This window comes from Polaromonas sp. P1_G1 (genome assembly GCF_056405595.1).
The window spans coordinates 59,587-83,411 of sequence record NZ_JBFUBU010000005.1 but is presented as its reverse complement, the minus strand read 5'-3'; the positions used below and the strand labels follow the sequence as shown (position 1 = coordinate 83,411).

General features: G+C 64.2%; 19 protein-coding genes and 4 tRNA genes. 18 read left to right on the top strand and 5 right to left on the bottom strand.

Annotated elements, in window-relative coordinates:
- Positions 1–78: 78 nt before the first annotated feature.
- The 5 genes from AC1D1Y_RS03355 (at position 79) to AC1D1Y_RS03335 (ending at position 5,369) form a co-directional block, all read left to right on the top strand.
- The gene (locus tag AC1D1Y_RS03355; protein ID WP_477681100.1) at positions 79–1,038 is read left to right on the top strand and encodes a Bug family tripartite tricarboxylate transporter substrate binding protein; all 960 of its coding nucleotides are present in this window, start codon (positions 79–81) and stop codon (positions 1,036–1,038) included.
- 125 nt (positions 1,039–1,163) lie between these two features.
- Positions 1,164–1,682 carry a tripartite tricarboxylate transporter TctB family protein gene (locus AC1D1Y_RS03350; protein ID WP_477681099.1) on the top strand — a complete coding sequence of 173 codons (519 nt, stop codon included), beginning with the start codon at positions 1,164–1,166 and terminating at the stop codon, positions 1,680–1,682.
- 1 nt (position 1,683) lies between these two features.
- A complete protein-coding gene (locus AC1D1Y_RS03345) occupies positions 1,684–3,186 on the top strand; it encodes a tripartite tricarboxylate transporter permease (RefSeq protein WP_477654551.1) in 1,503 nt (500 codons plus the stop codon).
- A 26-nt stretch (positions 3,187–3,212) separates the two neighbouring features.
- The gene (locus AC1D1Y_RS03340) at positions 3,213–4,238 is read left to right on the top strand and encodes a Bug family tripartite tricarboxylate transporter substrate binding protein (protein WP_477654552.1); all 1,026 of its coding nucleotides are present in this window, start codon (positions 3,213–3,215) and stop codon (positions 4,236–4,238) included.
- A 153-nt stretch (positions 4,239–4,391) separates the two neighbouring features.
- A complete protein-coding gene (locus AC1D1Y_RS03335) occupies positions 4,392–5,369 on the top strand; it encodes a Bug family tripartite tricarboxylate transporter substrate binding protein (RefSeq protein WP_477681098.1) in 978 nt (325 codons plus the stop codon).
- Positions 5,370–5,381: 12 nt separating this feature from the next.
- Here AC1D1Y_RS03335 and hemH read toward each other — a convergent pair whose 3' ends face one another.
- On the bottom strand, positions 5,382–6,515 hold the full coding sequence (gene hemH / locus AC1D1Y_RS03330) for a ferrochelatase (RefSeq protein WP_477681097.1): 1,134 nt from the start codon (positions 6,513–6,515) through the stop codon (positions 5,382–5,384).
- Between the two features lie 37 nt (positions 6,516–6,552).
- Here hemH and AC1D1Y_RS03325 point away from each other — a divergent pair, with 37 nt between their 5' ends.
- Complete coding sequence (locus AC1D1Y_RS03325) at positions 6,553–7,248, top strand: HAD family hydrolase (RefSeq protein WP_477654555.1); 696 nt, start codon at positions 6,553–6,555, stop codon at positions 7,246–7,248.
- A 40-nt stretch (positions 7,249–7,288) separates the two neighbouring features.
- Positions 7,289–7,921: a glutathione S-transferase family protein gene (locus AC1D1Y_RS03320; protein WP_477681096.1), complete on the top strand. Its 633-nt coding sequence runs from the start codon at positions 7,289–7,291 to the stop codon at positions 7,919–7,921.
- Between the two features lie 24 nt (positions 7,922–7,945).
- Here AC1D1Y_RS03320 and hpnE read toward each other — a convergent pair whose 3' ends face one another.
- The 3 genes from hpnE to hpnC are packed head-to-tail and all read right to left on the bottom strand — an operon-like array spanning position 7,946 to position 10,991.
- A complete protein-coding gene (hpnE, locus tag AC1D1Y_RS03315; RefSeq protein ID WP_477681095.1) occupies positions 7,946–9,226 on the bottom strand; it encodes a hydroxysqualene dehydroxylase HpnE in 1,281 nt (426 codons plus the stop codon).
- A 2-nt stretch (positions 9,227–9,228) separates the two neighbouring features.
- A complete protein-coding gene (hpnD, locus tag AC1D1Y_RS03310; RefSeq protein WP_477681094.1) occupies positions 9,229–10,071 on the bottom strand; it encodes a presqualene diphosphate synthase HpnD in 843 nt (280 codons plus the stop codon).
- A 59-nt stretch (positions 10,072–10,130) separates the two neighbouring features.
- Positions 10,131–10,991, bottom strand: a complete 861-nt coding sequence (gene hpnC, locus AC1D1Y_RS03305; RefSeq protein WP_477681093.1) for a squalene synthase HpnC — start codon at positions 10,989–10,991, stop codon at positions 10,131–10,133.
- Positions 10,992–11,113: 122 nt separating this feature from the next.
- On the opposite strand from hpnC, the gene AC1D1Y_RS03300 reads away from it, so the two are divergent.
- The 11 genes from AC1D1Y_RS03300 to AC1D1Y_RS03250 all read left to right on the top strand — a co-directional run bounded on the left by AC1D1Y_RS03300 (position 11,114) and on the right by AC1D1Y_RS03250 (position 23,156).
- Positions 11,114–12,283, top strand: a complete 1,170-nt coding sequence (locus AC1D1Y_RS03300) for an efflux RND transporter periplasmic adaptor subunit (protein WP_477681092.1) — start codon at positions 11,114–11,116, stop codon at positions 12,281–12,283.
- A 7-nt stretch (positions 12,284–12,290) separates the two neighbouring features.
- Positions 12,291–15,536 carry an efflux RND transporter permease subunit gene (locus AC1D1Y_RS03295; protein WP_477681091.1) on the top strand — a complete coding sequence of 1,082 codons (3,246 nt, stop codon included), beginning with the start codon at positions 12,291–12,293 and terminating at the stop codon, positions 15,534–15,536.
- A 118-nt stretch (positions 15,537–15,654) separates the two neighbouring features.
- Positions 15,655–15,741, top strand: a tRNA-Leu gene (locus AC1D1Y_RS03290).
- Between the two features lie 115 nt (positions 15,742–15,856).
- Positions 15,857–17,167 carry a trigger factor gene (gene tig / locus AC1D1Y_RS03285; protein ID WP_477681090.1) on the top strand — a complete coding sequence of 437 codons (1,311 nt, stop codon included), beginning with the start codon at positions 15,857–15,859 and terminating at the stop codon, positions 17,165–17,167.
- Positions 17,168–17,334: 167 nt separating this feature from the next.
- The gene (clpP, locus tag AC1D1Y_RS03280; RefSeq protein WP_305790672.1) at positions 17,335–17,991 is read left to right on the top strand and encodes an ATP-dependent Clp endopeptidase proteolytic subunit ClpP; all 657 of its coding nucleotides are present in this window, start codon (positions 17,335–17,337) and stop codon (positions 17,989–17,991) included.
- Positions 17,992–18,139: 148 nt separating this feature from the next.
- Positions 18,140–19,405: an ATP-dependent Clp protease ATP-binding subunit ClpX gene (gene clpX, locus AC1D1Y_RS03275; protein ID WP_436154012.1), complete on the top strand. Its 1,266-nt coding sequence runs from the start codon at positions 18,140–18,142 to the stop codon at positions 19,403–19,405.
- Between the two features lie 115 nt (positions 19,406–19,520).
- The gene (gene lon, locus AC1D1Y_RS03270) at positions 19,521–21,950 is read left to right on the top strand and encodes an endopeptidase La (protein WP_477681089.1); all 2,430 of its coding nucleotides are present in this window, start codon (positions 19,521–19,523) and stop codon (positions 21,948–21,950) included.
- A gap of 70 nt (positions 21,951–22,020) precedes the next feature.
- Positions 22,021–22,096 (top strand) — tRNA-Gly (locus AC1D1Y_RS03265).
- A 97-nt stretch (positions 22,097–22,193) separates the two neighbouring features.
- A tRNA-Cys gene (locus AC1D1Y_RS03260) sits at positions 22,194–22,267 on the top strand.
- A gap of 105 nt (positions 22,268–22,372) precedes the next feature.
- Positions 22,373–22,465: transfer RNA gene (locus AC1D1Y_RS03255), tRNA-Leu, on the top strand.
- Positions 22,466–22,523: 58 nt separating this feature from the next.
- Positions 22,524–23,156: a DUF6806 family protein gene (locus AC1D1Y_RS03250; RefSeq protein WP_477654564.1), complete on the top strand. Its 633-nt coding sequence runs from the start codon at positions 22,524–22,526 to the stop codon at positions 23,154–23,156.
- On the opposite strand, the gene AC1D1Y_RS03245 is transcribed toward AC1D1Y_RS03250, so the two are convergent.
- On the bottom strand, positions 23,153–23,824 hold the full coding sequence (locus tag AC1D1Y_RS03245; RefSeq protein WP_477681088.1) for a TetR family transcriptional regulator: 672 nt from the start codon (positions 23,822–23,824) through the stop codon (positions 23,153–23,155). The genes AC1D1Y_RS03250 and AC1D1Y_RS03245 overlap by 4 nt on opposite strands.
- Position 23,825: the final 1 nt, after the last annotated feature.

The following is a 23,825-nucleotide window of genomic DNA, read 5'->3' as shown; positions in this document are numbered from 1 at the left end:
ACAGCCAGGGGGTGCATGATAGGCGGGTTATCAGCCATCCGGGCGCCCCCGGGCGCCCATTCCACAGGAGACATCTACATGCGTCGCGATACCTTTCTCAAATCCCTGGCGGCCCTGGCCGCGACCGGTGCCTTGCCCATGTCGGCCCTTGCAGCCTCCAACATCAAGATGTTGATTCCCGCCAATCCCGGCGGCGGTTGGGACACCACGGGCCGTGCGCTCGGCAAGGCGATGACCGACGCCAAGGTGGCCGACACCGTCACCTACGACAACWAAGGCGGCGCCGCCGGCGCGCTGGGCCTGGCCCAGTTCGTGAACGGCTCCAAGGGCGACCCCAACGCGCTGATGGTGATGGGCGCCGTGATGCTGGGTGGCTTGATCACCGGCAAGCCGCCGGTCAGCCTGTCGCAGGCCACGCCGATCGCGCGCCTGTCCAGCGAATACAACGTCTTCGTGCTGCCCGCCAATTCGCCCTTCAAGACCATGAAGGACGTGGTCGACCAGCTCAAGAAAGACCCCGGCAGCGTGAAATGGGGCGGCGGTTCGCGCGGTTCCACCGAGCACATCGCCGCGGCCATGATCGCGCAGAAGGTCGGCGCCGATCCTTCCAAGATCAACTACGTCGCCTTCCGCGGCGGCGGTGAGGCCACGGCGGCCATCCTGGGCGGCAACGTCACGGTGGGCGGCAGCGGCTACAGCGAGTTCGCCGAGTACATCAAGGCCGGCAAGATGCGCGCCATCGCCGTGACATCCGGCAAGCGCCTTCCCGGCGTGGACGTGCCCACGCTCAAGGAGCAGGGCATCGACGTGGAAATCGGTAACTGGCGCGGTGTCTACGGCGCGCCCGGCATCACGGCCGAGCAGCGCAAGGCCCTGACCGACCTGGTGCTGGCCGCGCTGAAATCGCCGGCCTGGGCTGAAGCCGTCAAGAAGAACGACTGGACGCCGGCCGTCCTGTCTGGCGAGGCTTTCGCCAAGTTCGTCGACGACGACTTCGCCGCCCTGCGTGCCACCATGGTCAAGTCCGGCATGGTCTGACCCTTCACGCTTTCGCGTGTAGCGGCGGAACGCCGCCCCGGACTCAAATTGCATGAAATTTGACGAAAGGGCGGCGTACCGCCAGACTGCTTGTGTCCGCCCCACGTCTTTCGGGAACTATAACGATGACAAACTCAGATCCCTCGGCCGCCTGGCCGCAAACCCTGGTCGGCGCTGGCGTGCTGCTGACCGGCCTCGCGCTGGCCTTCGGCGCGATCGGCATCTCGTCCGAAGCCGGCTACGGCGGCGTCGGCCCCAACTTCCTTCCCTGGCTGGTCTCCATCGGGCTCACGGTCTGCGGCGCCTGGATCATCTGGGAAGCGCGCAACGGCGGCTTTCGCGAACTCGATGCGCCCCCGGGCGCCGACCAGGCCTACTGGCCGGGTTTCGTCTGGGTCTCGGCGGGGCTGTTGCTCAATGCGGCGCTGATCACCACCATAGGCTTCATCCTGAGCTGCACGCTGTGCTACCTGCTGGCGGTGCAAGGCTTGCGCCGCGCGGGCGGCCAGACCGGCGTCAATGCGCCGCGTACCTGGGTCATCGACTTTGTCGTGGGCCTGCTGATTTCCGCGCCGGTGTTCTGGATGTTCACGAAATTCCTGGCCATTAACTTGCCAGGCCTGACCAGCACGGGGTGGATCTGATATGGAAATCTTCAATGCCCTGATGGCGGGTTTCGCGACAGCGATCACGCCGGTCAATTTGCTCTGGTGCCTGGTGGGTTGTGCCCTGGGTACTGCCGTGGGCGTGCTGCCCGGCATAGGCCCGGCGGTGGCGGTGGCCATGCTGCTGCCCATCACCGCCAAGGTCGACATCACCGCCTCGATGATCTTCTTCTCGGGCATCTACTACGGCGCCATGTACGGCGGCTCCACCACCTCCATTCTGCTGAACACGCCCGGCGAAACCGCCAGCATGGTCACGGCCATGGAGGGCAACAAGATGGCCAAGAGCGGGCGCGCCGGCGCCGCGCTCGCCACGGCAGCGATCGGCTCGTTTTTTGCCGGCACCATCGCCACCGTCATCGTCACGCTGTTCGCGCCCTTTGTGGCGGAGTTCGCGGTCAAGCTTGGTCCGCCCGAGTATTTCCTGCTGATGCTGCTGGCCTTCACCACGGTGAGCGCCGTGCTGGGCAAAAGCACCTTGCGCGGCATGACGGCGTTGCTGGTCGGCCTGGCCGCCGGCTGCGTCGGCCTGGACCAGATCTCGGGCCAGGGCCGTTACACCGGGGGCATCCCGGAGCTGCTCGACGGCATTGAAATCGTGCTGGTGGCGGTCGGCCTGTTCGCGGTGGCGGAAGTGCTCTATGCCGTGCTCTATGAGGGCAAAACGGTGGAAGACCAGAACAAGCTCAGCCGCGTGCACATGACCAAGGCCGACTGGAAGCGATCGATTCCGGCCTGGCTGCGCGGTACCGCGATCGGCACGCCTTTCGGCTGCATTCCGGCCGGTGGCACCGAGATACCGACCTTCCTGAGCTACGCCACGGAAAAGAAGCTCGCAAGCCCTGAGATCAGGGCCGAGTTCGGCACCAAAGGCGCCATCGAAGGTGTGGCCGGCCCCGAGGCGGCCAACAACGCCACGGTAACGGCGGCGCTGATTCCGCTGCTCACGCTGGGCATCCCGACCTCCAACACCACGGCCATCCTGCTGGGCGCGTTCCAGAACTACGGCATCCAGCCCGGGCCGCAGCTTTTCACCACCTCCGCCGCGCTGGTGTGGGCGCTGATCGCTTCGCTCTATATCGGCAACGTCATGTTGCTGGTGCTCAACCTGCCCATGGTGGGCCTGTGGGTCAAGCTGCTGAAAATCCCCAAGCCGCAGCTCTATGCGGGCATCCTGATTTTTGCGACGGTGGGCGCCTACGGCATGCGGCAGAGCGCGTTCGATTTGTTCCTGCTCTATGCCATCGGCCTGCTGGGCGTGCTGATGCGCCGGTTCGACTTCCCCACCGCGCCCGTGGTGGTCGGCATGATCCTCGGCCCCCTGGCCGAAGCGCAGCTGCGCAACGCCATGTCGATAGGCGAGGGCAGCGCCATGGTGTTCTTCCAGCGCCCCATGTCGATCACGCTGGTCGTGATCGTGGTGGCGGTGCTGGTGCTCCCGCGCCTGGCCAAGTACTGGACGACGAGGAAGACCGCAAGCTGAAAGTTCCAACCACAGAAGGAGACGACATGCTGAACCTCAAACGACGCGCGGCCCTGGGAGGGATAGGGCTGGGACTGGCGACACTGGGCGGGGCCATCCCCGCGTGGGCGCAGACGGCGGCCAAGCCGCCGGCGGCGGGCGCACAGCCCAAAGCCCGGGCGGCCAAACTGGCGCCCAAGCTGCGCATCGTGATCCCGGCCAATGCCGGCGGCGGCTGGGACCAGACCGGCCGCGCCCTGGGCACGGCCCTCGTGGGCGCCGGCGCGACGGATGAGATCGAGTATGAAAACAAGGGCGGCAAGGGCGGCACCATAGGCCTGTCCTACTACGCCGAAAAATACAGCGCCGACCCCAACACCTTGCTGATGGGCGGCATGGTCATGGTGGGCGCGGTCGCCTTGCAGAAGCCCGCCGTCGACATGAGCCGCATCCGGCCCATCGCGCGCCTGACCAGCGACTACCTCGTGGTGGTGGTCGCCGCCAACTCGCCGGTGCGCACCATCGCCGACCTGGCCGGGCGCATGCGCGCCAATCCCAAGGATGTTCCCATCGCGGGCGGCTCCGCCGGCGGCGTGGACCACGTGTTCGCCGGGGTGTTCACCCGCGCGGCCGGCAGCAAGCCGGAAGAGCTGGTGTACCTGCCCTTTGCCGGCGGCGCCGAGGTGGTGCAGGCCGTGCTCAGCGGCAAGGCGGCGGCCGGTATCTCCGGTTACAGCGAATTCGCCGACGAACTGGCCAGCGGCAAGCTGCGCGCCATCGGTGTGTCGTCCAAGCGCACGGTGTTCGGCATCCCCTCCATCCGCGAGCAAGGGGTGGACGTGGACATGGCCAACTGGCGCGGTGTGTTCACCGGCCAGAACGTGACGGAAGCCCGCCAGGCGGAAATGCTGGAAGCCGTGAAGGCCGCCACAGGCCATGAGTCCTGGCAGAAAACGCTGAAGCAGAACCACTGGGAGTCTTCGCTGCTGTCGGGCCCCAGCCTCGCGAGCTTTATCGACTTTGACCTGACCACTTCGCGGGTCATGGTGCACCTGCTCAAGCTCAAGGCCTGAGCCACGCAGGCCCGGCTGCGCGCCGGGCCCTGCGCCGCGCTGGTGCGCGCTGCGTGTGGCATGGAAAGTGCTCAGATGCAAATGACCGGGTACTGGATGAAACACCTACCCATTGCCTGAAAACTGCATCTACCATGGCCTTGGAGGGAAAACATGCTGACTATCCAACGACGCACGGTTCTCGGCGGACTCGCCGGGCTTGGAGTGGCCGCACCGCTTTGGGCCCAGCCCGCGCCCAAGGGCAAACTGGCGCCCAAGCTGCGCATCGTTATTCCCGCCATGTCCCGCACCTCACTCGATGAAGCCGGCCGCGCCCTGGGCGATGCGCTGGTGGGCCAGGGCCTGAGCGACGAGATCGAGTACGAAAACAAGGAAGGCGGCAACGGCACCGCCGGGCTGGCCTGGTATGTGCAGAAGTACAACGCCGATCCCAACACGCTTTTTATGGGCGACAGCAACCTCGTCGGTGCGATCGCGCTGCAAAAGCCGGTCGTGGACCTTACCAAGGTCAAGCCCGTGGCGCGCCTGACCAGCGACTACCCGGTAGTGGTGGTGGCGGCCGCCTCGCCGATCAAGACCATCAACGAACTGGTGGAGCGTCTGCGTACCAATGCCAAACAGACGACCATGGCCATAGGCGCGGTGGGCGGCGCCGACCATGTGTTCGCGGGACTGCTGGCAAAAGCCGCCGGTGCCAGGCCAGAGGACGCGGTCTACCTGCCGTTCGCGCGCAACTTCGAGCTGGTGGACGCGGTGATGGGCGGCAAGGCGGCGGCCGGTGTTTCCAGCTTCGGCACTTTCAGGGCGGAGCTGGCCGGCGGCAAGCTGCGCGCCCTCGGCGTCTCTTCCAAAAAAGCCGCTTACGGCGTCAAGTCGGTGCGCGAGCAGGGCCTGGACGTCGACCTCACCAACTGGCGCGCCGTGTTCACCGGCGCCGGCGTGCCGGCCGCGCGCCAGGCCGAGATGGTGGAGGGCGTGAAGGCCTCGCTGGCCTATGAGCTGTGGAAGAAGACGCTCAAGGAAAGCTATTGGGAGCAGTCCTGGATGTCGGGGCCGGACCTCGGCAACTTCATCGACTTCGATGTGAAGACGACGCAGCTGATGGTGCAGCTGCTCAAGCTCAAAGCCTAAAGACCCGAGGGCTTACTTAGCCGCGCCCAGGGCCAGGGCCCGCTCGCGCGAAGCTGCCTTTGCCCTGGCGGTGTCTGCGGCATCGGCTTGCTGCACCGGCCAGCCCGCCAGGTGCTGCTGCGCGATTTCCGCCAGCCCGGCGATCCAATCGTGGCTGTCGTTGAGGCAGGGGATGTAGCCGAACTCCTTGCCGCCCGCGTGCAGAAAGGCTTCACGCGCTTCCATATTGATCTCTTCCAACGTCTCCAGGCAGTCGCCGGTGAAACCCGGGCAGACCAGGTCGACCCGCTTGACGCCGGCTTGCGCCATGGCCACCAGCGTGGGTTCGGTATAGGGCTGCAGCCATTTGGCCTTGCCGAAGCGTGACTGGAAGGTGACCTTGTACTGCGCGGGCTCCAGGCCCAGCTGGGCGGCCAGCAGGCGCGCGGTCTTGTGGCATTCGCAGTGGTAGGGATCGCCCAGCGCCAGCGTGCGTTCGGGCACGCCGTGAAAGCTCATGACCAGCTGTTCGGCGCGGCCCTGGGTGCGCCAGTGCTCGCGCACGCGGACGGCCAGCGCCTTGATATAGCCCTCATGGTCGTGGTAATGGTTGACGAAGCGGAACTCGGGGATGCGGCGAATCCGCGACGCCCAGCGGTAGACCGCGTCGAAAACGCTGGCCGTGGTGGTGCCGCTGTATTGCGGGTAGGCCGGCAGGATGAGCACGCGCTCCACGCCATCGGCCTTGAGCTGGTCTAGCTGCGAGGCGATGGAGGGGCTGCCGTAGCGCATGGCGTAGCGCACTTCAACGGGATGGCCGCGCACCGCGAGGTAGCCGCGCAGCATGACAGCCTGCTTCTGCGTCCAGACCCGCAACGGCGAGCCTTCCTTCATCCAGATGCTGGCGTATTTGGCGGCCGACTTTTTGGGCCGCACGCGCAGGATGATGCCGTGCAGGATCAGCCACCACAGCGGCTTGGGGATTTCGACCACACGCGGGTCGCTCAGGAATTCGGCGAGGTAGCGGCGCAGCGCCGGCGCCGTGGCTTCATCAGGGGTTCCCAGGTTGCACAGCAGGACGGCGGTGGTGGAAGAAGCGGCCGGGCCGACGGGCGGTGCGCCGTGGGAGAAGGGAGGTTCGGAAGCGAAGCGGGGGCGAAAAGACATGGGTTATTCTCCCTTATCCATTTGCCCTTGACCATGCATGCTTGACCTGACCACCATCAAAGCCATCACGCTAGACCTCGATGACACCTTGTGGCCTATCTGGCCGGCCATCGAAAGAGCCGAGAAAGCACTGGACGACTGGCTGAGCCAGCATGCGCCCATGACCGCGGCGCTGTTCTCCAACCCCGCCGCGCGGCACGAAATCCGCGAGCACGTCACGCGCTCGCGTCCCGAGCTCAAGTACAACCTCAGCGCCATACGCCGCGAGGCGATACGGCTGGCGCTGTACCGCTCGCGCGAAGATCCCTTGCTGGCCGAGCCTGCATTCGATGTTTTTTACGACGAGCGCAACAAGGTCACCCTGTTTGAGGATGCGGTGCTGGCGCTCGAATTCCTGTCCGGCCGCTACCCGCTGGTGGCGGTGTCCAACGGGAATGCCGACGTCAAGCGCATTGGCATCGACAGCTATTTCAAGGCCAGCATCAGCGCCCAGCAGTTCGGCGTGGGCAAACCCGACCCGCGCATCTTCCATGCCGCCGCGGGCGCGGTGGAGGTATTGCCGGCCGAGGTGCTGCATGTGGGCGACGATGCGACGCTGGACGTGCTGGGCGCGCTCAATTGCGGCATGCAGACGGTCTGGGTCAACCGCTCCGACCAGCTGTGGGCCCACCCGGCCGTGCCGCATGAAACGGTGACCACGCTGACGGAGTTGTGCGACCTGTTCCCGCGCTGACGCGGGCCGGCACTCCGGGGCTTTTCTCGAAGGGGCTTTCATGACGCTCAAGATCTACGGCACGGCCGCCTCGCGCGCGGCGCGCCCGCTGTGGCTGGTTCACGAAATGGGACTGGCCCACGAACACATCGCGCTGCCCTACGCGGGCGGCGCCACGCGCACGCCGGAATTTCTCGCCATCAACCCGAACGGCCGCATCCCCGTGGTGGACGACGGCGGTGTGCTGGTCTGGGAGTCCATGGCCTGCGTGCTCTACCTGGCCGAGCGCTTCAAGACGCCGGATGCACCGCTGCTGGCCGCGCAAAACCATGCAGAGCAGGCCGAGATTCTGCGCTGGAGCTTCTGGGTGGTGACCGAGTGCGAGAAAGACGCGCTGGCGTTTTTGATGCACCGCATCATGATGCCGGCGGACCGCCGCAAGCCCCAGCTGGCCGACGATGCCGAGCGGCATCTGCTGACGCCTTTGCGGGTGCTCGACCAGCACCTGCAGGCACGCCCCTACCTGGCCGGCGAGCGCTTTACCGCGGCCGATATCTGCGTGGCATCTGTTCTGGCCTGGGTGCAGGGCGCGGCCGGCCTGATGGCGCAATGCCCGCGCGTGGATGAATGGCTGCAGCGCTGCCTGTCGCGGCCGGCTTACCGCACGGTGCGTTTGATGGCGAAGACCGCCTGAGCCTGCGCGCCAGGGAAGTCCGTTTCAGTGCAGGTGCCGCGCGGCTTCCAGCCCTGAKCGCACCGCGCCTTCCAGCGTGGCGGGGTAGGGCCCGGCGATGTAGTCGCCGCAGGCATAGAGGCCTGGCGCGACCTCGGCACCGGGGCGCTGCAGGCCGGGCGTGCAGGCAAAGGTGGCGCGCTTCTCGACAATGGTTTGCACTGCCTGCATCCCGCCCAGCCCCAGATGCCACAGTTGCGCTTTCGCCTGCGCCAGCACCTGCGCGGTCAGCGTGGCGCTGTCGCCAGTACTGGCACTGATCACAAAAGCCAGCAAGCCGGCAGGGCCGCCGAGTTGCCCGCGGTCAAACACGAATTGGGCCGGCTCCGCGGCATTGGAGGGCAGGGCCAGCATGGGTAGCGGCAGGCGCGCGCCCGAAGCGTAGGCATAGACGGTTGTCAGGGCCTCGTGCTGCAGGCCCTGCGCCTGTGCCAGCCAGTCCACCGCGGCCACGCCGCTGCCTTCAACCAGCCGCGCGGCTTCCTGCGGTGGACAGGCCAGCACCACGCAGTCGAAGGCCGCGCTGGTGTCGGTGCTCACGACCCAACCTGAACCAAGGGGGGCGATGGCCTGTACGCGCGCGCCAAGCTGCGGCGCGCTGCCTTGCGCGGCCAGCCAGGCCAGCGCCGCGTCGGGCAGCAGGGTGCTGAGGTCGGTGCGCGGCAGCAGCAGGTTGGAACCGCCGCTTTCCGAGAACAGTGCATCGCGCATCACGCGCAGGAAGACCTGGCCGCTGGCGCGTGCGGCGGGTGTGTTGAGCGCCGAGACGCACAGCGGTTCGATCAGCGCGGCCATGGCGCCGGGCGCCAGGCCACTGCACAGGTCGGCGACCGACTGCCCGGGTTCGCACTGGAATTTTTTGAGCTGCCAGCTGATCGCGACCTTGAGCATGGAGAGCTTGTCGCCCAGGGGCCATCCGTGCGCCAGGAGAATGCCGGCCAGCGCGTCGAGCGGGGCCGGGAGTTGCGGCAGCTTCAGGCCGTCGCCGTCGGGGAATTGCAAGGTCAGGGGCATCCGCAGCAGCGCGGCGTCGGCGTCCACGCCCAGGTCCTTCATCAGGCGCAGCGTTTCGGCGTAGGCGCCTATCAGGATGTGCTGGCCGTTGTCGAGCACCACCGGCTCACCCGACAGGGTGCCGCCCACGCGGCGCGCCCGCCCGCCCGCGATGCGAGTGGTTTCAAACAGCGTGGCCTGGTAGCCCAGGCGTGTGGCTTCCACGGCGGYCGCGCAGCCGGCCCAGCCTGCGCCTATCACTGCTACTCTCATTTTTAGACAACCTTGCCAAATGCCTGGGTTTTCCACGCCAACCAGAATTTGCGCAGCGGCGTGAGGCTTACCCGCTGGTGCAGCACCTGGTAGCCGTCGGCGGCGATTTCACGCAGCAGCGTGCGGTAGATGCTGGCCATCATAAGGCCGGGCTTTTGCGCGCGGCGGTCGGCTTCGGGCAGCATGGCCAGTGCTTCGTCGTAGAGCGCGAGGGCGCGCTCGGTCTGGAATTTCATGAGTGCGCTGAAGCGATCCGAATACTGGCGCTTGAGGAGTTCGTGCGCTTTCACGTCAAACTGTTGCAGTTCATTGACGGGCAGGTAGATGCGCCCGCGCATGGCGTCTTCGCCCACGTCGCGGATGATGTTGGTGAGCTGGAAAGCCAGGCCCAGCTTGTGGGCGTAGGCCGTGGTGGCCTCGTCGGTCTGGCCGAAAATGCGCGCGGCCACTTCACCCACGATGCCGGCTACCAGGTGGCAATACTGTTTGAGGCCGGGGAAATCAAGGTAGCGGTTTTGCTCCAGGTCCATCTGGCAGCCGTCGATCACGGCCTGCAGGTGGCGTGCCTCGATGCGGTAGGTGGCGGCCAGCGGCATCAGCGCTTTCATCACCGGATGCGTCGGCTCGCCGGCATAGGACTTGAGGACTTCGGTTTGCCACCAGGCCAGCTTGGTGCGGGCCACGCCGGGATCGGTGACCTCGTCGACCACGTCGTCGATCTCGCGGCAAAAAGCGTAGAAGGCCGTGATGGCGGCGCGGCGCTCTTTGGGTAAAAACAGGAAGGCGTAATAGAAACTGCTGCCGGATGCGGCGGCTTTTTGCTGGACATACTGCTCAGGCGTCATGCGGTAATTGTCACATGGGTTCGCGCGCGGCCAAGGAGGCTCGAGCGGACCTGCACTGGCTACATGAACAGCGCGCGCCAGCCCATCACCACGAGGTCCCAGGGATTGAGCCTGGGACGCCGCTGCAGGGTGGTGAAGCCCTGTGCTTCTATCTTGTCCAGGATGCGCAGGCCGCCTTGCACCACCAGGCGCAGTTCCCAGCCGCCGCGTCCGGGTATCTTTTTGGCCAGGGGCGCGCCCCTGAGCATCATCGCGCGGGCGGCGTACACATGCTCGGCGATCAGCGCTGTGGTGGACGGGCTGGCCTGCAACGTCAGCAGTTGCGCTTCGTCGACGCTGTGGCGGGCCCACGCGTCGGCGGGCAGGTAGATGCGGCCGCGCGGGATGTCCACGCCGAGGTCTTGCCAGAAATTGATCAGTTGCAGGGCGGTGCAGATCTCGTCGCTCATTTGCAGAGACGCCGCGTCCTGCAGGCCGTAGAGGTGCAGCAGCAGCCTGCCCACGGGGTTGGCCGAGCGCTTGCAGTAATCCAGCAGTTCCGCCTCATCGGCATAGCGCTGCTTGACCGCATCCTGCTCGAAGGCGCTGAGCAGGTCGGCCAGCAGGTTGACGGGAAGTTCAAACCGGGCCAGCTGGGGTTTCAGTTGCCCGAAGACCGCAGCCCAGCGCGACGAGGCGGGCAGGCCTACCGCGGTCGCCATCAGGTCGGCGCGGTAGGCGGCGAGGTCGGCGAGGCGGGCCTGCGGCGTTGCGTCGCCCTCGTCGGCAATGTCGTCGGCCGTGCGGGCGAACCAGTAAATCGCCGCGATGGGTGGGCGCAGGCGTGGCGGGCACAGCAGCGAGGCGACAGGGAAGTTTTCGTAGTGCGACACCCCCTGAAGAGGTACGGGCGCGCTGGGCTGTTGGAGGCCTGGGGTCATGCGGGCGATTGTCGCTTGACAAGCCCTGGCATTTACCCTAGATTACTAACCGGTCAGTCAGTAGTGAGTTTTACAAGCTTTTCCTGGCTGCTTGCCGTCCGAGTTTTCACACCCATCCGACCATGAATAAAACCGTTTTCTCCCTGGTGGGCGCCGCCGTGTTGCTGGCAGCCTGTTCCAAGTCCGCCCCACCTGAGGAACCGGTTCGCGCCGTAAAGGTGGTCACCGTGGGGATCAACGCGTTTTCGTCCAGCCACGAATATGCGGGCGAGGTCAAAGCCCAGGTCGAGTCCAGGCTGGGCTTTCGGGTCGGCGGCAAGATCATCAAGCGCCAGGCCGAACTGGGCCAACGCGTGAAGGCCGGGCAGGTTTTGGCCCAGTTGGACCCGCAGGATTACAAGCTGGCCGCCGACGCGGCCCGTGCCCAGGTGAATGCGGCGGCCACCAACCGCGACCTCGCGGCCGCCGACTTCAAGCGCTACAAGGAGCTCAAGGAGCAGAACTTCATCAGCGGCGCCGAACTGGAACGCCGTGAAACCACGCTCAAGGCGGCGCAAGCCCAGCTCGAGCAGGCGCAGTCGCAGTTCGCGGTGCAGGGCAACCAGGCCAATTACGCGGCGCTGGTCGCTGATGTATCGGGTGTGGTGACCGCCATTGAGGCCGAACCGGGCCAGGTCGTGACAGCGGGCGCGCCGGTGGTGCGTATCGCGGCTGACGGTGTGCGCGATGTGGTGTTCTCGGTGCCCGAGGACAAAGTGGCCGGCATCAAGACCGGCTCGGCGGTGAAGATACGTGTCTGGTCACAAAACGCCGACCTGGCCGGCAAGGTCCGCGAAGTGGCCGCCAGCAGCGACCCGGTCACGCGCACCTACACCATCAAGGTTTCTATCGATGCCAAGGAGCCGCCGCCTCTGGGCGCCACGGTGTATGTGGTGCCTGAATCGGGTGGTGCCGTGGGCGCGCCGGTGATCAAGCTCCCGACCACGGCCTTGCGCCAGGAAGGCAAGGCCACGGCTGTTTGGGTGGTCGACAAGGCCACCATGACGGTCAAGCCGCAGATCATCCAGGTCGCGACGGCCGACGGCAACGAGGTGGTCGTGGGGGCCGGGCTGCAGCCGGGCATGCTGGTGGTGAGTGCCGGCGTGCATGTGCTGTCGCCGGGCCAGAAGGTCACGCTCTACCAGCCCAGTGTGGCCCTGGCCGGTGCCACGCCGGTGCAAGCGGCGGGAGTGACTCCGGTCTCCGCCGGCGCCGCTTCGGCGCCCGCATCCGCTGCCTCCGGCGCGAAGTGAGGCGGCCATGACGCAAGCCCACCAAGACGGCAACAGCCCTGCCGGCGAACTCGCTTCGCCCTCGACCCGCTTCAATCTTTCCAAATGGGCACTGGACCATCCGGCGCTCACGCGTTACCTGCTGCTGGTGCTGATGATCCTGGGCTTCGCGTCCTACTTCCAGCTCGGGCAGGACGAGGACCCGCCCTTCACCTTCCGCGCCATGGTGGTGCGCACCTAYTGGCCRGGCGCYACGGCGCAGCAGGTGGCCGAGCAGGTCACCGACAAGCTGGAGCGCACGCTGCAGGAAGCGCCATATTCCGACCGCATTCGCAGCTATTCCAAGCCCGGTGAGTCGCAGATCATTTTCCAGATCAAGGACTCCTCCAAGCCGGCCGAAGTCGCCAACGTCTGGTATTCGGTGCGCAAGAAGATAGGTGACATGCGCGGCACCTTGCCGGGCGGCATCCAGGGGCCGTTCTTCAACGATGAGTTTGGCGACGTTTACGGCGTGATCTACGCGCTCGAATCCGACGGCTTCAACTATGCCGAGGTCAAAACCTTCGCCGACGATGTGCGCCAGCAACTGCTGCGCGTGCCTGACGTGAGCAAGGTAGAGCTCTTCGGTGTGCAGGATGAAAAAGTTTTCATCGAGATTTCGCAAAAGCGCCTGGCGCAACTGGGGCTGGACCTGAACCAGGTGCTGGCCCAGCTCGGCCAGCAAAACGCGATCGAGTCGGCCGGCGCGGTGCAGACGCCGCTGGACGTGGTGCAGGTGCGCGTGGCGGGCCAGTTCGAGGTGATAGAGCAGCTGCGCGCCATGCCGATACGCGGCAGCTCGGGCGGCCAGCTGCAGCTGGGCGACATCGCCGAGATCAAGCGCGGTTATGTGGACCCGCCTTCCGTGAAGGTGCACCACCAGGGCAAAGAAGTGATCGCATTGGGCGTTTCCATGGCCAAGGGCGGCGACATCATCGCGCTGGGCAAGTCGCTCACGGCGCTGTCAGGCCGCATCGAAAAAACCCTGCCTGCCGGCATCAAGCTCGTGAACGTGCAGAACCAGCCCAAGGCGGTGGCCACCTCGGTCAATGAATTCGTGCGCGTGCTGATCGAGGCCGTGGTGATCGTGCTGGCGGTGAGCTTCATCAGCCTGGGTTTTCACAAGCGCCCGACCAATGGCGGGGGCCCGTTGCCGCTGTGGAAGCGTTATTACATCGACATGCGGCCCGGCCTGGTGGTGGGTATCACCATCCCGCTGGTGCTGAGCCTGACTTTTCTGGCCATGTGGTACTACGGCATAGGTCTGCACAAGATCTCGCTGGGCTCGCTGATCATCGCGCTGGGCCTGCTGGTGGACGACGCCATCATTGCCGTCGAGATGATGGTGCGCAAGATGGAAGAAGGCTACGACAAGGTGCGCGCCGCCACCTTCGCCTACGAGATCACCGCCATGCCCATGCTGACGGGCACGCTGATCACCGCCGCGGGCTTTCTGCCCATCGGCCTGGCCAAATCCACGACCGGTGAATACACCTTCGCGATTTTCGCGGTGACGGTGATCGCGCTGGTGCTGAGCTGGATCGTCTCGGTGTATTTCGTGCCCTACCTGGGGACGCTGTTGCTCAAGGTGCCGCCGCATGTACAGGAAGTGGCCGCCGGCAAGGACAGCCCGCACGAAATGTTCGACAGCCCGTTCTACAGCAACTTTCGCAAGACGGTGAACTGGTGCGTGCAGCATCGCTGGATCACCATCGGATCCACGGTGTTGATCTTCGCCCTGGGCATCGTCGGCATGGGCAAGGTGCAGCAGCAGTTYTTCCCTGATTCCAGCCGGCCCGAGATCATGGTCGACATCTGGTTCCCTGAAGGCACCTCTTTTGCCGCCAACGAAGCCACCGCCAGGCGCGTGGAACAGCGCCTGATGAAGGAAGAGGGCGTCACCACGGTCAGCACCTGGATAGGTTCGGGCGTGCCGCGCTTTTATTTGCCGCTGGACCAGGTTTTTCCGCAGACCAACGTCTCGCAGATGATCGTGCTGCCCAAGGACCTGAAGGTGCGCGAATCGCTGCGCATCAAGCTGCCGGCCTTGCTGGCCACMGAATTCCCCGAGGTGCGYGGCCGCGTCAAGCTGCTGCCCAACGGCCCGCCTGTGCCTTACCCGGTGCAGTTCCGCGTGGTGGGTATAGACCCGCTGGTGCTGCGCGAGCGTGCCGACGAGGTCAAGGCGGTGATGCGCGAAAGCGGCAACACGCGCGGCGTGAACGACAACTGGAATGAGTCGGTCAAGGTGCTGCGCCTTGAGGTGGACCAGGCCAAGGCGCGCGCGATGGGCGTGACCAGCCAGTCGATCGCCCAGGCCTCGCGCACCATCCTGGCGGGTACACAGGTGGGCCAGTTCCGCGAGGGCGACAAGCTGATCGACATCGTGCTGCGCCAGCCGCTGGACGAGCGCAACGCGATCACCGACATCGGCAATGCCTACCTGCCCACGGCGTCGGGCAAATCGATCCCGCTCACCCAGATCGCCAAGCCGGTGTTCACCTGGGAGCCGGGCGTGATGTGGCGCGAAAACCGCGACTACGCCATCACGGTCCAGAGCGACATCGTCGAAGGCCTGCAGGGTGCCACCGTCACGCAGGAACTGATGCCCAAGCTCAAGGCGCTGGAGGCCAAATGGCTGGACAAGGGCATGACGGGCTACCGCATCCAGGTGGCCGGCGCGGTGGAGGAAAGCAGCAAGGGTTCGTCGTCGATCGTGGCGGGGCTGCCGGTCGCGCTGTTCATCGTGCTGACCCTTCTGATGCTGCAACTGCACAGCTTCAGCCGTTCGATCCTCGCCTTTTTGACGGGTTTCATGGGCATCGCAGGCGTGGCCGGAGCGCTGCTGGTACTGAACCGGCCGTTCGGTTTCGTCGCGCTGCTGGGCGTGATCGCGCTGTTTGGCATGATCATCCGCAACTCAGTGATCCTGATCGACCAGATCGAGCAGGACCGCGCCCGCGGGGTGCCGACATGGGACGCGATCGTCGAGTCGGCCGTTCGCCGGCTGCGGCCCATCGTGCTGACGGCCGCCGCTGCGGTATTGGCCATGATCCCGCTGTCGCGCAGCGTGTTCTGGGGGCCGATGGCCGTTGCCATCATGGGCGGCCTGATCGTAGCGACGGTACTGACGCTGCTGGCCTTGCCGGCCATGTATGCGGCCTGGTTCCGCGTCAAACGCGAAGATAAACAGGAAATGAAGCCGCATCCGGCTGAAACACCACTGCCAGCCTGATTCTTCCCGGCCGCCCGCCCGGACGCAAAAACCGGGCGCGATACCGGCTAAAATAGAGAGTTGACCGATTTCAAGCGGGGATTCGGAGGTTTTTCGGATTCCCGTTTTTATTTCCGGCGCGCGGGTGGCGAAATTGGTAGACGCACCAGGTTTAGGTCCTGACGCCAGCAATGGTGTGGGGGTTCGAGTCCCCCCCCGCGCACCACCCTGAGGCTTGCGGGCGGCAGTTCTTGCGTCCATGCGCTCAGGCGTTGCGGAAAACCCGCGACATGCCAGGTGAAAACCTGTTTTGACTATTTTTTGATCTTAGGAAGACCATCATGGCCGTGACTGTTGAAACCCTTGAAAAGCTCGAGCGCAAAATGACGCTCACGCTGCCCGTCAACACCATCCAGTCGGAAGTTGACACCCGCCTGAAGCGCCTGGCCCGCACGGTCAAGATGGACGGCTTCCGTCCCGGCAAGGTCCCGATGAACGTCGTGGCCCAGCGCTACGGCTATTCGGTGCACTACGAAGTCATGAACGACAAGGTCGGTGAAGCCTTCGCCGTGGCCGCCAACGAAGCCAAGCTGCGCGTCGCCGGCCAGCCCCGCATCAGCGAAAAAGAGGGCGCCCCCGAAGGCGAACTCGCGTTCGACGCGGTGTTCGAGGTCTATCCCGAAGTCAAGATCGCCGACCTGTCGGGCGCCCAGGTGGAAAAAGTCAGCGCCGACGTCAGCGACGCGGCCATCGACAAGACCCTGGACATCCTGCGCAAGCAGCGCCGCACCTTCGCCCAGCGCGCAGCCGATGCGCCCGCGCAGGACGGCGACCGCGCCACCATCGACTTTGAAGGCAAGATCGACGGCGAGCCCTTCGCCGGCGGCAAGGCCGAGGACTACCAGTTCCTGATCGGCGACGGCCAGATGCTCAAGGAATTCGAAGACGCCGTGCGCGGCATGAAGACCGGCGAAAGCAAGACCTTCCCGCTGAACTTCCCGGCCGACTACCACGGCAAGGACGTGGCCGGCAAACAGGCCGACTTCCTCGTGACGGTCAAGAAGGTCGAGGCCGCCCACCTGCCCGAAGTCAACGAAGCACTGGCGAAGTCGCTGGGCATTGCCGACGCGACGGTCGAAGGCCTGCGCGCCGACATCAAGAAAAACCTCGAGCGTGAAGTCAAGTTCCGCCTGCTGGCCCGCAACAAGAACGCCGTGATGGACGCGCTGGTCGCCAACGCCGAACTCGACCTGCCCAAGTCCAGCGTGCAGGCTGAACTGGACCGCATGATCGAAGGCGCGCGCGCCGACCTGAAGCAGCGCGGCATCAAGGACGCAGACAAGGCGCCGATCCCCGAAGAAATCTTCCGCCCGCAAGCCGAAAAGCGCGTGCGCCTGGGCCTTGTGGTGGCCGAGCTGGTGCGCACCAACGACCTGCAGGCCAAGCCTGACCAGCTCAAGGCTCACATCGAAGAGCTGGCTGCCAGCTACGAGAAACCGCAGGATGTGGTGCGCTGGTACCTGAGCGACAACCGCCGCATGGCCGAAGTCGAGGCCGTTGTGATCGAAAACAACGTCACCGACTTCGTGCTGGGCAAGGCCAAGGTCACCGAAAAAGCCATTTCCTTCGACGACCTGATGGGCCAGAACTGATTCTTCACGGCCTTCCCTGATCTTTCCTGATCCTGGGGCTTGTGCTTTGCGGCGCAGGCCCCAATTTCATTGGGCTACGGCTTGGCGGCCTGTGAGCCCGCTGTCAGCCCCCGCCGAAACTGCCTGATGGAGTTTTTGGGTACAGTACAAACATCTCTGGAGAAAACATGATGGTCCGAAACAGTATTTACGGCGGCGCCTATACCGGCCCGCAAGCCGGCGCCCAGGATGCGCAAGGCCTGGGCATGGTGCCCATGGTCATCGAGCAGTCCGGCCGCGGCGAGCGCTCCTACGACATTTACTCGCGCCTGCTCAAAGAGCGCGTGATCTTCCTGGTGGGTCCAGTCAACGACCAGACCGCCAACCTGGTAGTGGCCCAGCTGCTGTTCCTGGAAAGCGAAAACCCGGACAAGGACATTTCCTTCTACATCAACTCGCCAGGCGGTTCCGTGACGGCCGGCATGGCGATTTACGACACCATGCAGTTCATCAAGCCCGACGTCTCCACCCTGTGCGTGGGCATGGCGGCCAGCATGGGCGCTTTCCTGCTGTCGGCCGGCACCAAGGGCAAGCGCTTCTCGCTGCCGAACTCGCGCGTGATGATTCACCAGCCCTCGGGCGGCGCGCAAGGCCAGGCGACGGACATCGAAATCCACGCCCGCGACATCCTCAAGACGCGTGACCAGCTCAACCGGATCATGGCAGCCAACTGCGGCCAGCCGGTTGAAAAGATCGAACGCGATACTGAACGGGACTATTTCATGTTTGCGGACGAAGCCAAGGAATACGGCCTGGTCGACCAGGTCATCGCCAAGCGGCCCTGAGCGTCAGGGGCGGTAAAGCCGGCCAAAACGGCTTAAACCCCTCAAGTTGCTCAGCAACAACGGCGTTTTCTGTAACAGAAACGCCGTTTTTTTATTGGTTATCATTAGGTAACAGTTCCCTCCAGGCACCTTAAAGGCATCCCCACCAATGGCCGAGAAAAAAGGCTCCTCCAGCGAAAAGACTTTGCACTGCTCTTTTTGCGGTAAAAGTCAGCACGAAGTTAAAAAACTGATCGCTGGCCCCTCGGTATTCATCTGCGACGAATGCATCGATCTCTGCAACGAGATCATCCGCGACGAACTTCCCGCCGGCGAAGATGTCCGCGAAACCCGCACCGATTTGCCCACCCCCCTGGAAATCAAAGGGACGCTGGACGGCTATGTGATCGGCCAGGAGCCGGCCAAGCGCACGCTGGCCGTGGCGGTGTACAACCACTACAAACGCCTGCGCCACAAGGAAAAAGCCAAAAAAGACGACGTGGAGCTGACCAAGAGCAACATCTTGTTGATCGGCCCCACCGGCTCGGGCAAAACCCTGCTGGCCCAGACCCTGGCGCGCACGCTCAACGTGCCTTTCGTGATGGCCGATGCCACCACGCTGACCGAAGCCGGTTACGTGGGCGAGGACGTCGAAAACATCATCCAGAAGCTGCTGCAAAGCTGCAACTACGAAGTCGAGCGTGCCCAGCAGGGCATCGTCTACATCGATGAAATCGACAAGATCTCGCGCAAGTCCGACAACCCCTCCATCACGCGCGACGTGTCGGGCGAGGGCGTGCAGCAGGCGCTGCTCAAGCTGATCGAAGGCACCATGGCCTCGGTGCCGCCGCAGGGCGGCCGCAAGCATCCGAACCAGGACTTCCTGCAGGTGGACACCACCAACATCCTGTTCATCTGCGGCGGCGCCTTCGCCGGCCTGGAAAAAGTCATTGAAAACCGCACCGAAGCCTCGGGCATGGGGTTCGGGGCGACCGTCAAAAGCAAGAAGTCCCGCACCCTGACCGACGCCTTCAAGGAAGTCGAGCCGGAAGACCTGATCAAGTTCGGCCTGATCCCCGAGCTGGTGGGTCGCATGCCCGTGGTCGCCACGYTGGCCGAACTCAGTGAAGATGCGCTGGTGCAGATCCTGACCGAGCCGAAAAATGCCGTGGTCAAGCAGTTCAGCAAGTTGCTGGCCATGGAGGGTGTGGATCTCGAGATCCGCCCGTCCGCGCTCAAGGCCATCGCGCGCAAGGCCCTGGCCCGCAAGACTGGCGCTCGCGGCCTGCGTTCCATCCTGGAGCAGTCGCTGATCGACACCATGTTTGACCTGCCCAATGCCAGCAATGTCGACAAGGTTGTCGTGGACGAGTCCACAATCGAGGAAAGCAAGGCCCCCTTGCTGGTCTACCGAGAAGCGGCCAAGAAAGCCTGAGCATCACAAAGGCTGGCCGGAATGCTTGAAAAGCGCCTCCCGCGCCCCATGTCTGGGTTGATTGTGTTTCGCCGGGCCATGCAACTGGCTGCCACGGCCAACGTTTAAGGTTTATATGTCCGGACAAACTTCATTGCCTTCCACCCCCATCGACCTGCCTCTCCTGCCCTTGCGGGACGTGGTGGTGTTTCCGCACATGGTGATCCCGCTGTTCGTGGGCCGTCCCAAGAGCATCAAGGCGCTGGAGTCGGCGATGGAGGCCGAGCGCCGCATCATGCTGGTGGCGCAAAAAGCCGCCGCCAAGGACGAGCCCTCCGTCGAGGACATGTTTGAAGTCGGCTGCGTCGCCACCATCCTGCAACTGCTCAAGCTGCCCGACGGCACGGTGAAGGTGCTGGTCGAAGGCCAGCAGCGCGCCACCGTCAACAAGATTGAAGAGGGCGAGCAGCATTTCTCCGCCAACGTGACGCCCGTCGAAACGGTGGTCGTGATCGCCGGCGACAAGACCAGCGAAATCGAGGCCCTGCGCCGCGCGGTGATGCAGCAGTTCGACCACTACGTCAAGCTGAACAAAAAAATCCCGCCGGAGATCCTCACGTCGATCTCCAGCATCGACGACGCCGGCCGCCTGGCCGACACGATTGCCGCGCACCTGCCCCTCAAGCTCGACGCGAAGCAGGTGATCCTGGACTTGGCCAATGTCAAGGCGCGGCTCGAGAACCTCTACGAGCAGCTCGAGCGCGAGGTCGACATCCTCAACGTCGACAAGAAAATCCGCGGCCGCGTGAAGCGCCAGATGGAAAAGAACCAGCGCGACTTCTACCTCAACGAGCAGGTCAAGGCCATCCAGAAGGAACTGGGCGAAGGCGAAGAGGGCGCTGACATCGAAGAGATCGAAAAGAAGATCAAGTCCGCCAAGATGCCGCAGGAAGCGCGCAAGAAGGCCGAGAGCGAGCTCAAGAAGCTCAAGCTCATGTCGCCCATGTCCGCCGAGGCGACGGTGGTGCGCACCTACATCGACGTGCTGACCGGCCTGCCCTGGAGCAAGAAGACCAAGATCAAGCACGACCTGGGCAATGCCGAGAACGTGCTCAACGAAGACCACTACGGGCTCGAGAAGGTCAAGGACCGCATCGTCGAATACCTCGCGGTGCAGCAGCGCGTCGACAAGCTCAAGGCGCCCATCCTGTGCCTCGTGGGGCCTCCCGGCGTGGGCAAGACCTCGCTGGGACAGTCCATCGCGAAGGCGACCGGCCGCAAGTATGTGCGCATGGCCCTGGGCGGCATGCGCGACGAGGCGGAAATCCGCGGCCATCGCCGCACCTACATCGGCGCCTTGCCTGGCAAGGTGCTGCAGAGCCTGACCAAGGCCGGCACGCGCAACCCGCTGTTCCTGCTCGATGAGATCGACAAGCTGGGTACCGACTTCCGCGGCGACCCTTCCAGCGCGTTGCTCGAGGTGCTGGACCCGGAACAGAACCACACCTTCGGCGACCACTACGTCGAGGTCGACTTCGACCTGAGCGACGTGATGTTCGTGGCCACCTCGAACTCGATGAACATTCCGCCGGCCCTGCTGGACCGCATGGAAGTCATCCGCCTGTCCGGCTACACCGAAGATGAAAAAACCAGCATCGCCATGCGCTACCTGCTGCCCAAGCAGGTCAAGAACAACGGCGTGAAGGAAGACGAGCTGGAAGTGCAGGAGCAGGCCGTGCGCGACATCGTGCGCTACTACACSCGCGAAGCYGGCGTGCGYTCGCTGGAACGCGARCTCTCCAAGATCTGCCGCAAGGTCATCAAGGGCATCCAGCTCAAGAAGATGGAGCCCAAGGTCATCGTCACGCCGGACAACCTCAACGATTTCCTGGGCGTGCGCAAATTCAACTACGGCCGCGCCGAGCAGCAAAACCAGGTCGGCCAGGTCGTGGGCCTGGCATGGACCGAAGTCGGCGGCGACCTGCTGACCATCGAAGCCGCCATGATGCCCGGCAAGGGCGTGATCACGCGCACCGGTTCGCTGGGCGACGTCATGAAGGAATCCGTGGAAGCCGCGCGCACCGTGGTGCGCAGCCGCTCCAAAATGCTCGGCATCAAGGACGAGATGTTCGAAAAGCGCGACATCCACATCCACGTGCCCGATGGTGCGACGCCCAAGGACGGCCCAAGCGCCGGCGCCGCGATGACGACGGCTTTTGTTTCCGCGATGACAGGCATCCCGGTGCGCGGCGATGTGGCCATGACGGGCGAGATCACGCTGCGTGGTGAAGTCACGGCGATCGGCGGCCTGAAGGAAAAACTGCTGGCGGCATTGCGCGGCGGAATCAAGACCGTGCTGATCCCCGAGGAAAATGCCAAGGACCTGCAGGAGATTCCCGACAACGTCAAAAGCGGCCTGGAGATCGTGCCCGTGAAATGGATAGACCAGGTGCTGCAGGTCGCGCTTGAGCGCCAGCCTGTTCCCCTGACGGACGAAGAGGCCGCCGTTGCCGCGCCGGCCGCCGCGGTTGCGCCGACGGAAGCCGCGGGCACGGTCAAACATTAAGTCTTTGGCAAAGTTTTTTTGGACAGTTTGGAAAAGCCAAAAAACTACGCTATAATTTGAGGCTGTTATCGCGGGAGTAGCTCAGTTGGTAGAGCGCAACCTTGCCAAGGTTGAGGTCGAGAGTTCGAGACTCTTCTCCCGCTCCAATTTAAAGGGCAGCACTTCAAAATGCTGTCCTTTTTCATTGGGGGTTTCATATAAATAATCGGCAAGCCAGTGGGCTTGCCGAGGCAGACAGAACACGGCGCGGTAACAAAGCGGTTATGTACCGGATTGCAAATCCGGCTAGCCCGGTTCGACTCCGGGCCGCGCCTCCACCAAACCCCTGCAATCAGCCCCAGCCATGGGGCTTTTTTGTTTGACAATACGTTGTGAGACGCTTGGCCGGATGTTCTGCACGGAGCCTTGCGTAAAGCGTTTGAGCCTGAGTGGTGAAATAGGTAGACACAGCGGACTTAAAATCCGCCGCTTCGTGAATAGCGGGCGTACCGGTTCGATWCCGGTCTCAGGCACCACAGCGGCTCACCCATGTGCCGGGCGCGCTTTTGAAAACTGGGTAAGATAAATTCCATCATGTCCCGTTACAACACACCTTTTGAGATCCACGTGCACGGCGAAGTGCCTTTGCGTGTGGACGTTACCTTTGAGCAGCTGCAGGAGGCCCTGAAGCCGCTGTGGAAGTACGCGGGTTCCAAATCCCTGGCGGCGGCCGCCGCGAGCGCCTATGAGGAAGAGCCGGGCATCCGTTTCGACGTCCAAAAGCATTTGCTGCAGATGTGCTGGACGGTGCCGGGCGATGAAGACTTCCGCCAGGCGCTCGACGAAATGTGCATGGGGCTCAACGATCTTGCCGAGGCGGGCGCGCCCATCGAAGTGACGTTTTACGATTCCGACTTCGACGAGGACGAAAGCGACGAGGATGAAGAAGCGCGTGACGATTTCGCGATGTACTTCGTCGGCCCGACCCCGGCCGCCATCATGCAGGTCCAGCGCGACCTGCTGGTGCAGGACATGATTGGCCTGATGGAGCGTCATTTCGACGGTTCCGAGCTTGGCGAGGTCGTGGCGGCGGTCGACAAACTGTTCGAGCAGCGCTTTGACGCCTTGGTCAACTCCATGCAGCTTGGCAAGCCGCCACGCGGGCTGGGCGGGCCGCAGGGCGGCTCAGGCCACGGCGGCGGCCGCAAGCCAAGGCATCTGCACTAGGCAGGATCGCAAGCGGCTCCTGGGGACGCCTCCCCGGGAAAGCCCAGACCGCGCAGATAGACGTCAATCGCGCACTGGCCCACTTCAAGCAGGTCAAAGGCCTGCGGGTCCAGCAGCCAGTTCTGGATGATTCCGTCAATGAGGGCATGCAGGCCCTGCGCGCCCACCGATGCTGGCACCGGCAAGGTCAGGCTCATCTGGCCGGCGGCGGTTTCCATGCCTTGCTGGATGCGTTCCAGAAAGCCGCTGCGCACCGCCAGGTGGCGCAGGCGGACGGCCTGGAGTTCCTCCACATATTCGACTTTCTGCGTCGCGACCTCAAACACCCGGCGGGTCTGCGCATCGGTCACGATCTGCCTCAGGGCATTGACGGTGGAAAGCCGTATCCGCTCTATCGCGTTGAGGCCGGCTTCGCCCGGGGTTTCCTGTTTTTCGTTCTCATGGTTGAAGGACTCTTCCAGGGGCAGCGTGACCCGCTCCATCATCGCGTTGAACAGGTCCGCCTTGTCCTTGAAGTGCCAGTAAACGGCGCCGCGGGTGGCGCCTGCCCGCCGGGCGATGTCCTGCAGGCTGGTGCGCGATACCCCTTGGGATTGAAACAGGTGCTCAGCCGCATCCAGCAGCTTGTGGCGGGTGGCCAAAGCTTCTTCTTTTGTTCGACGGGCCATT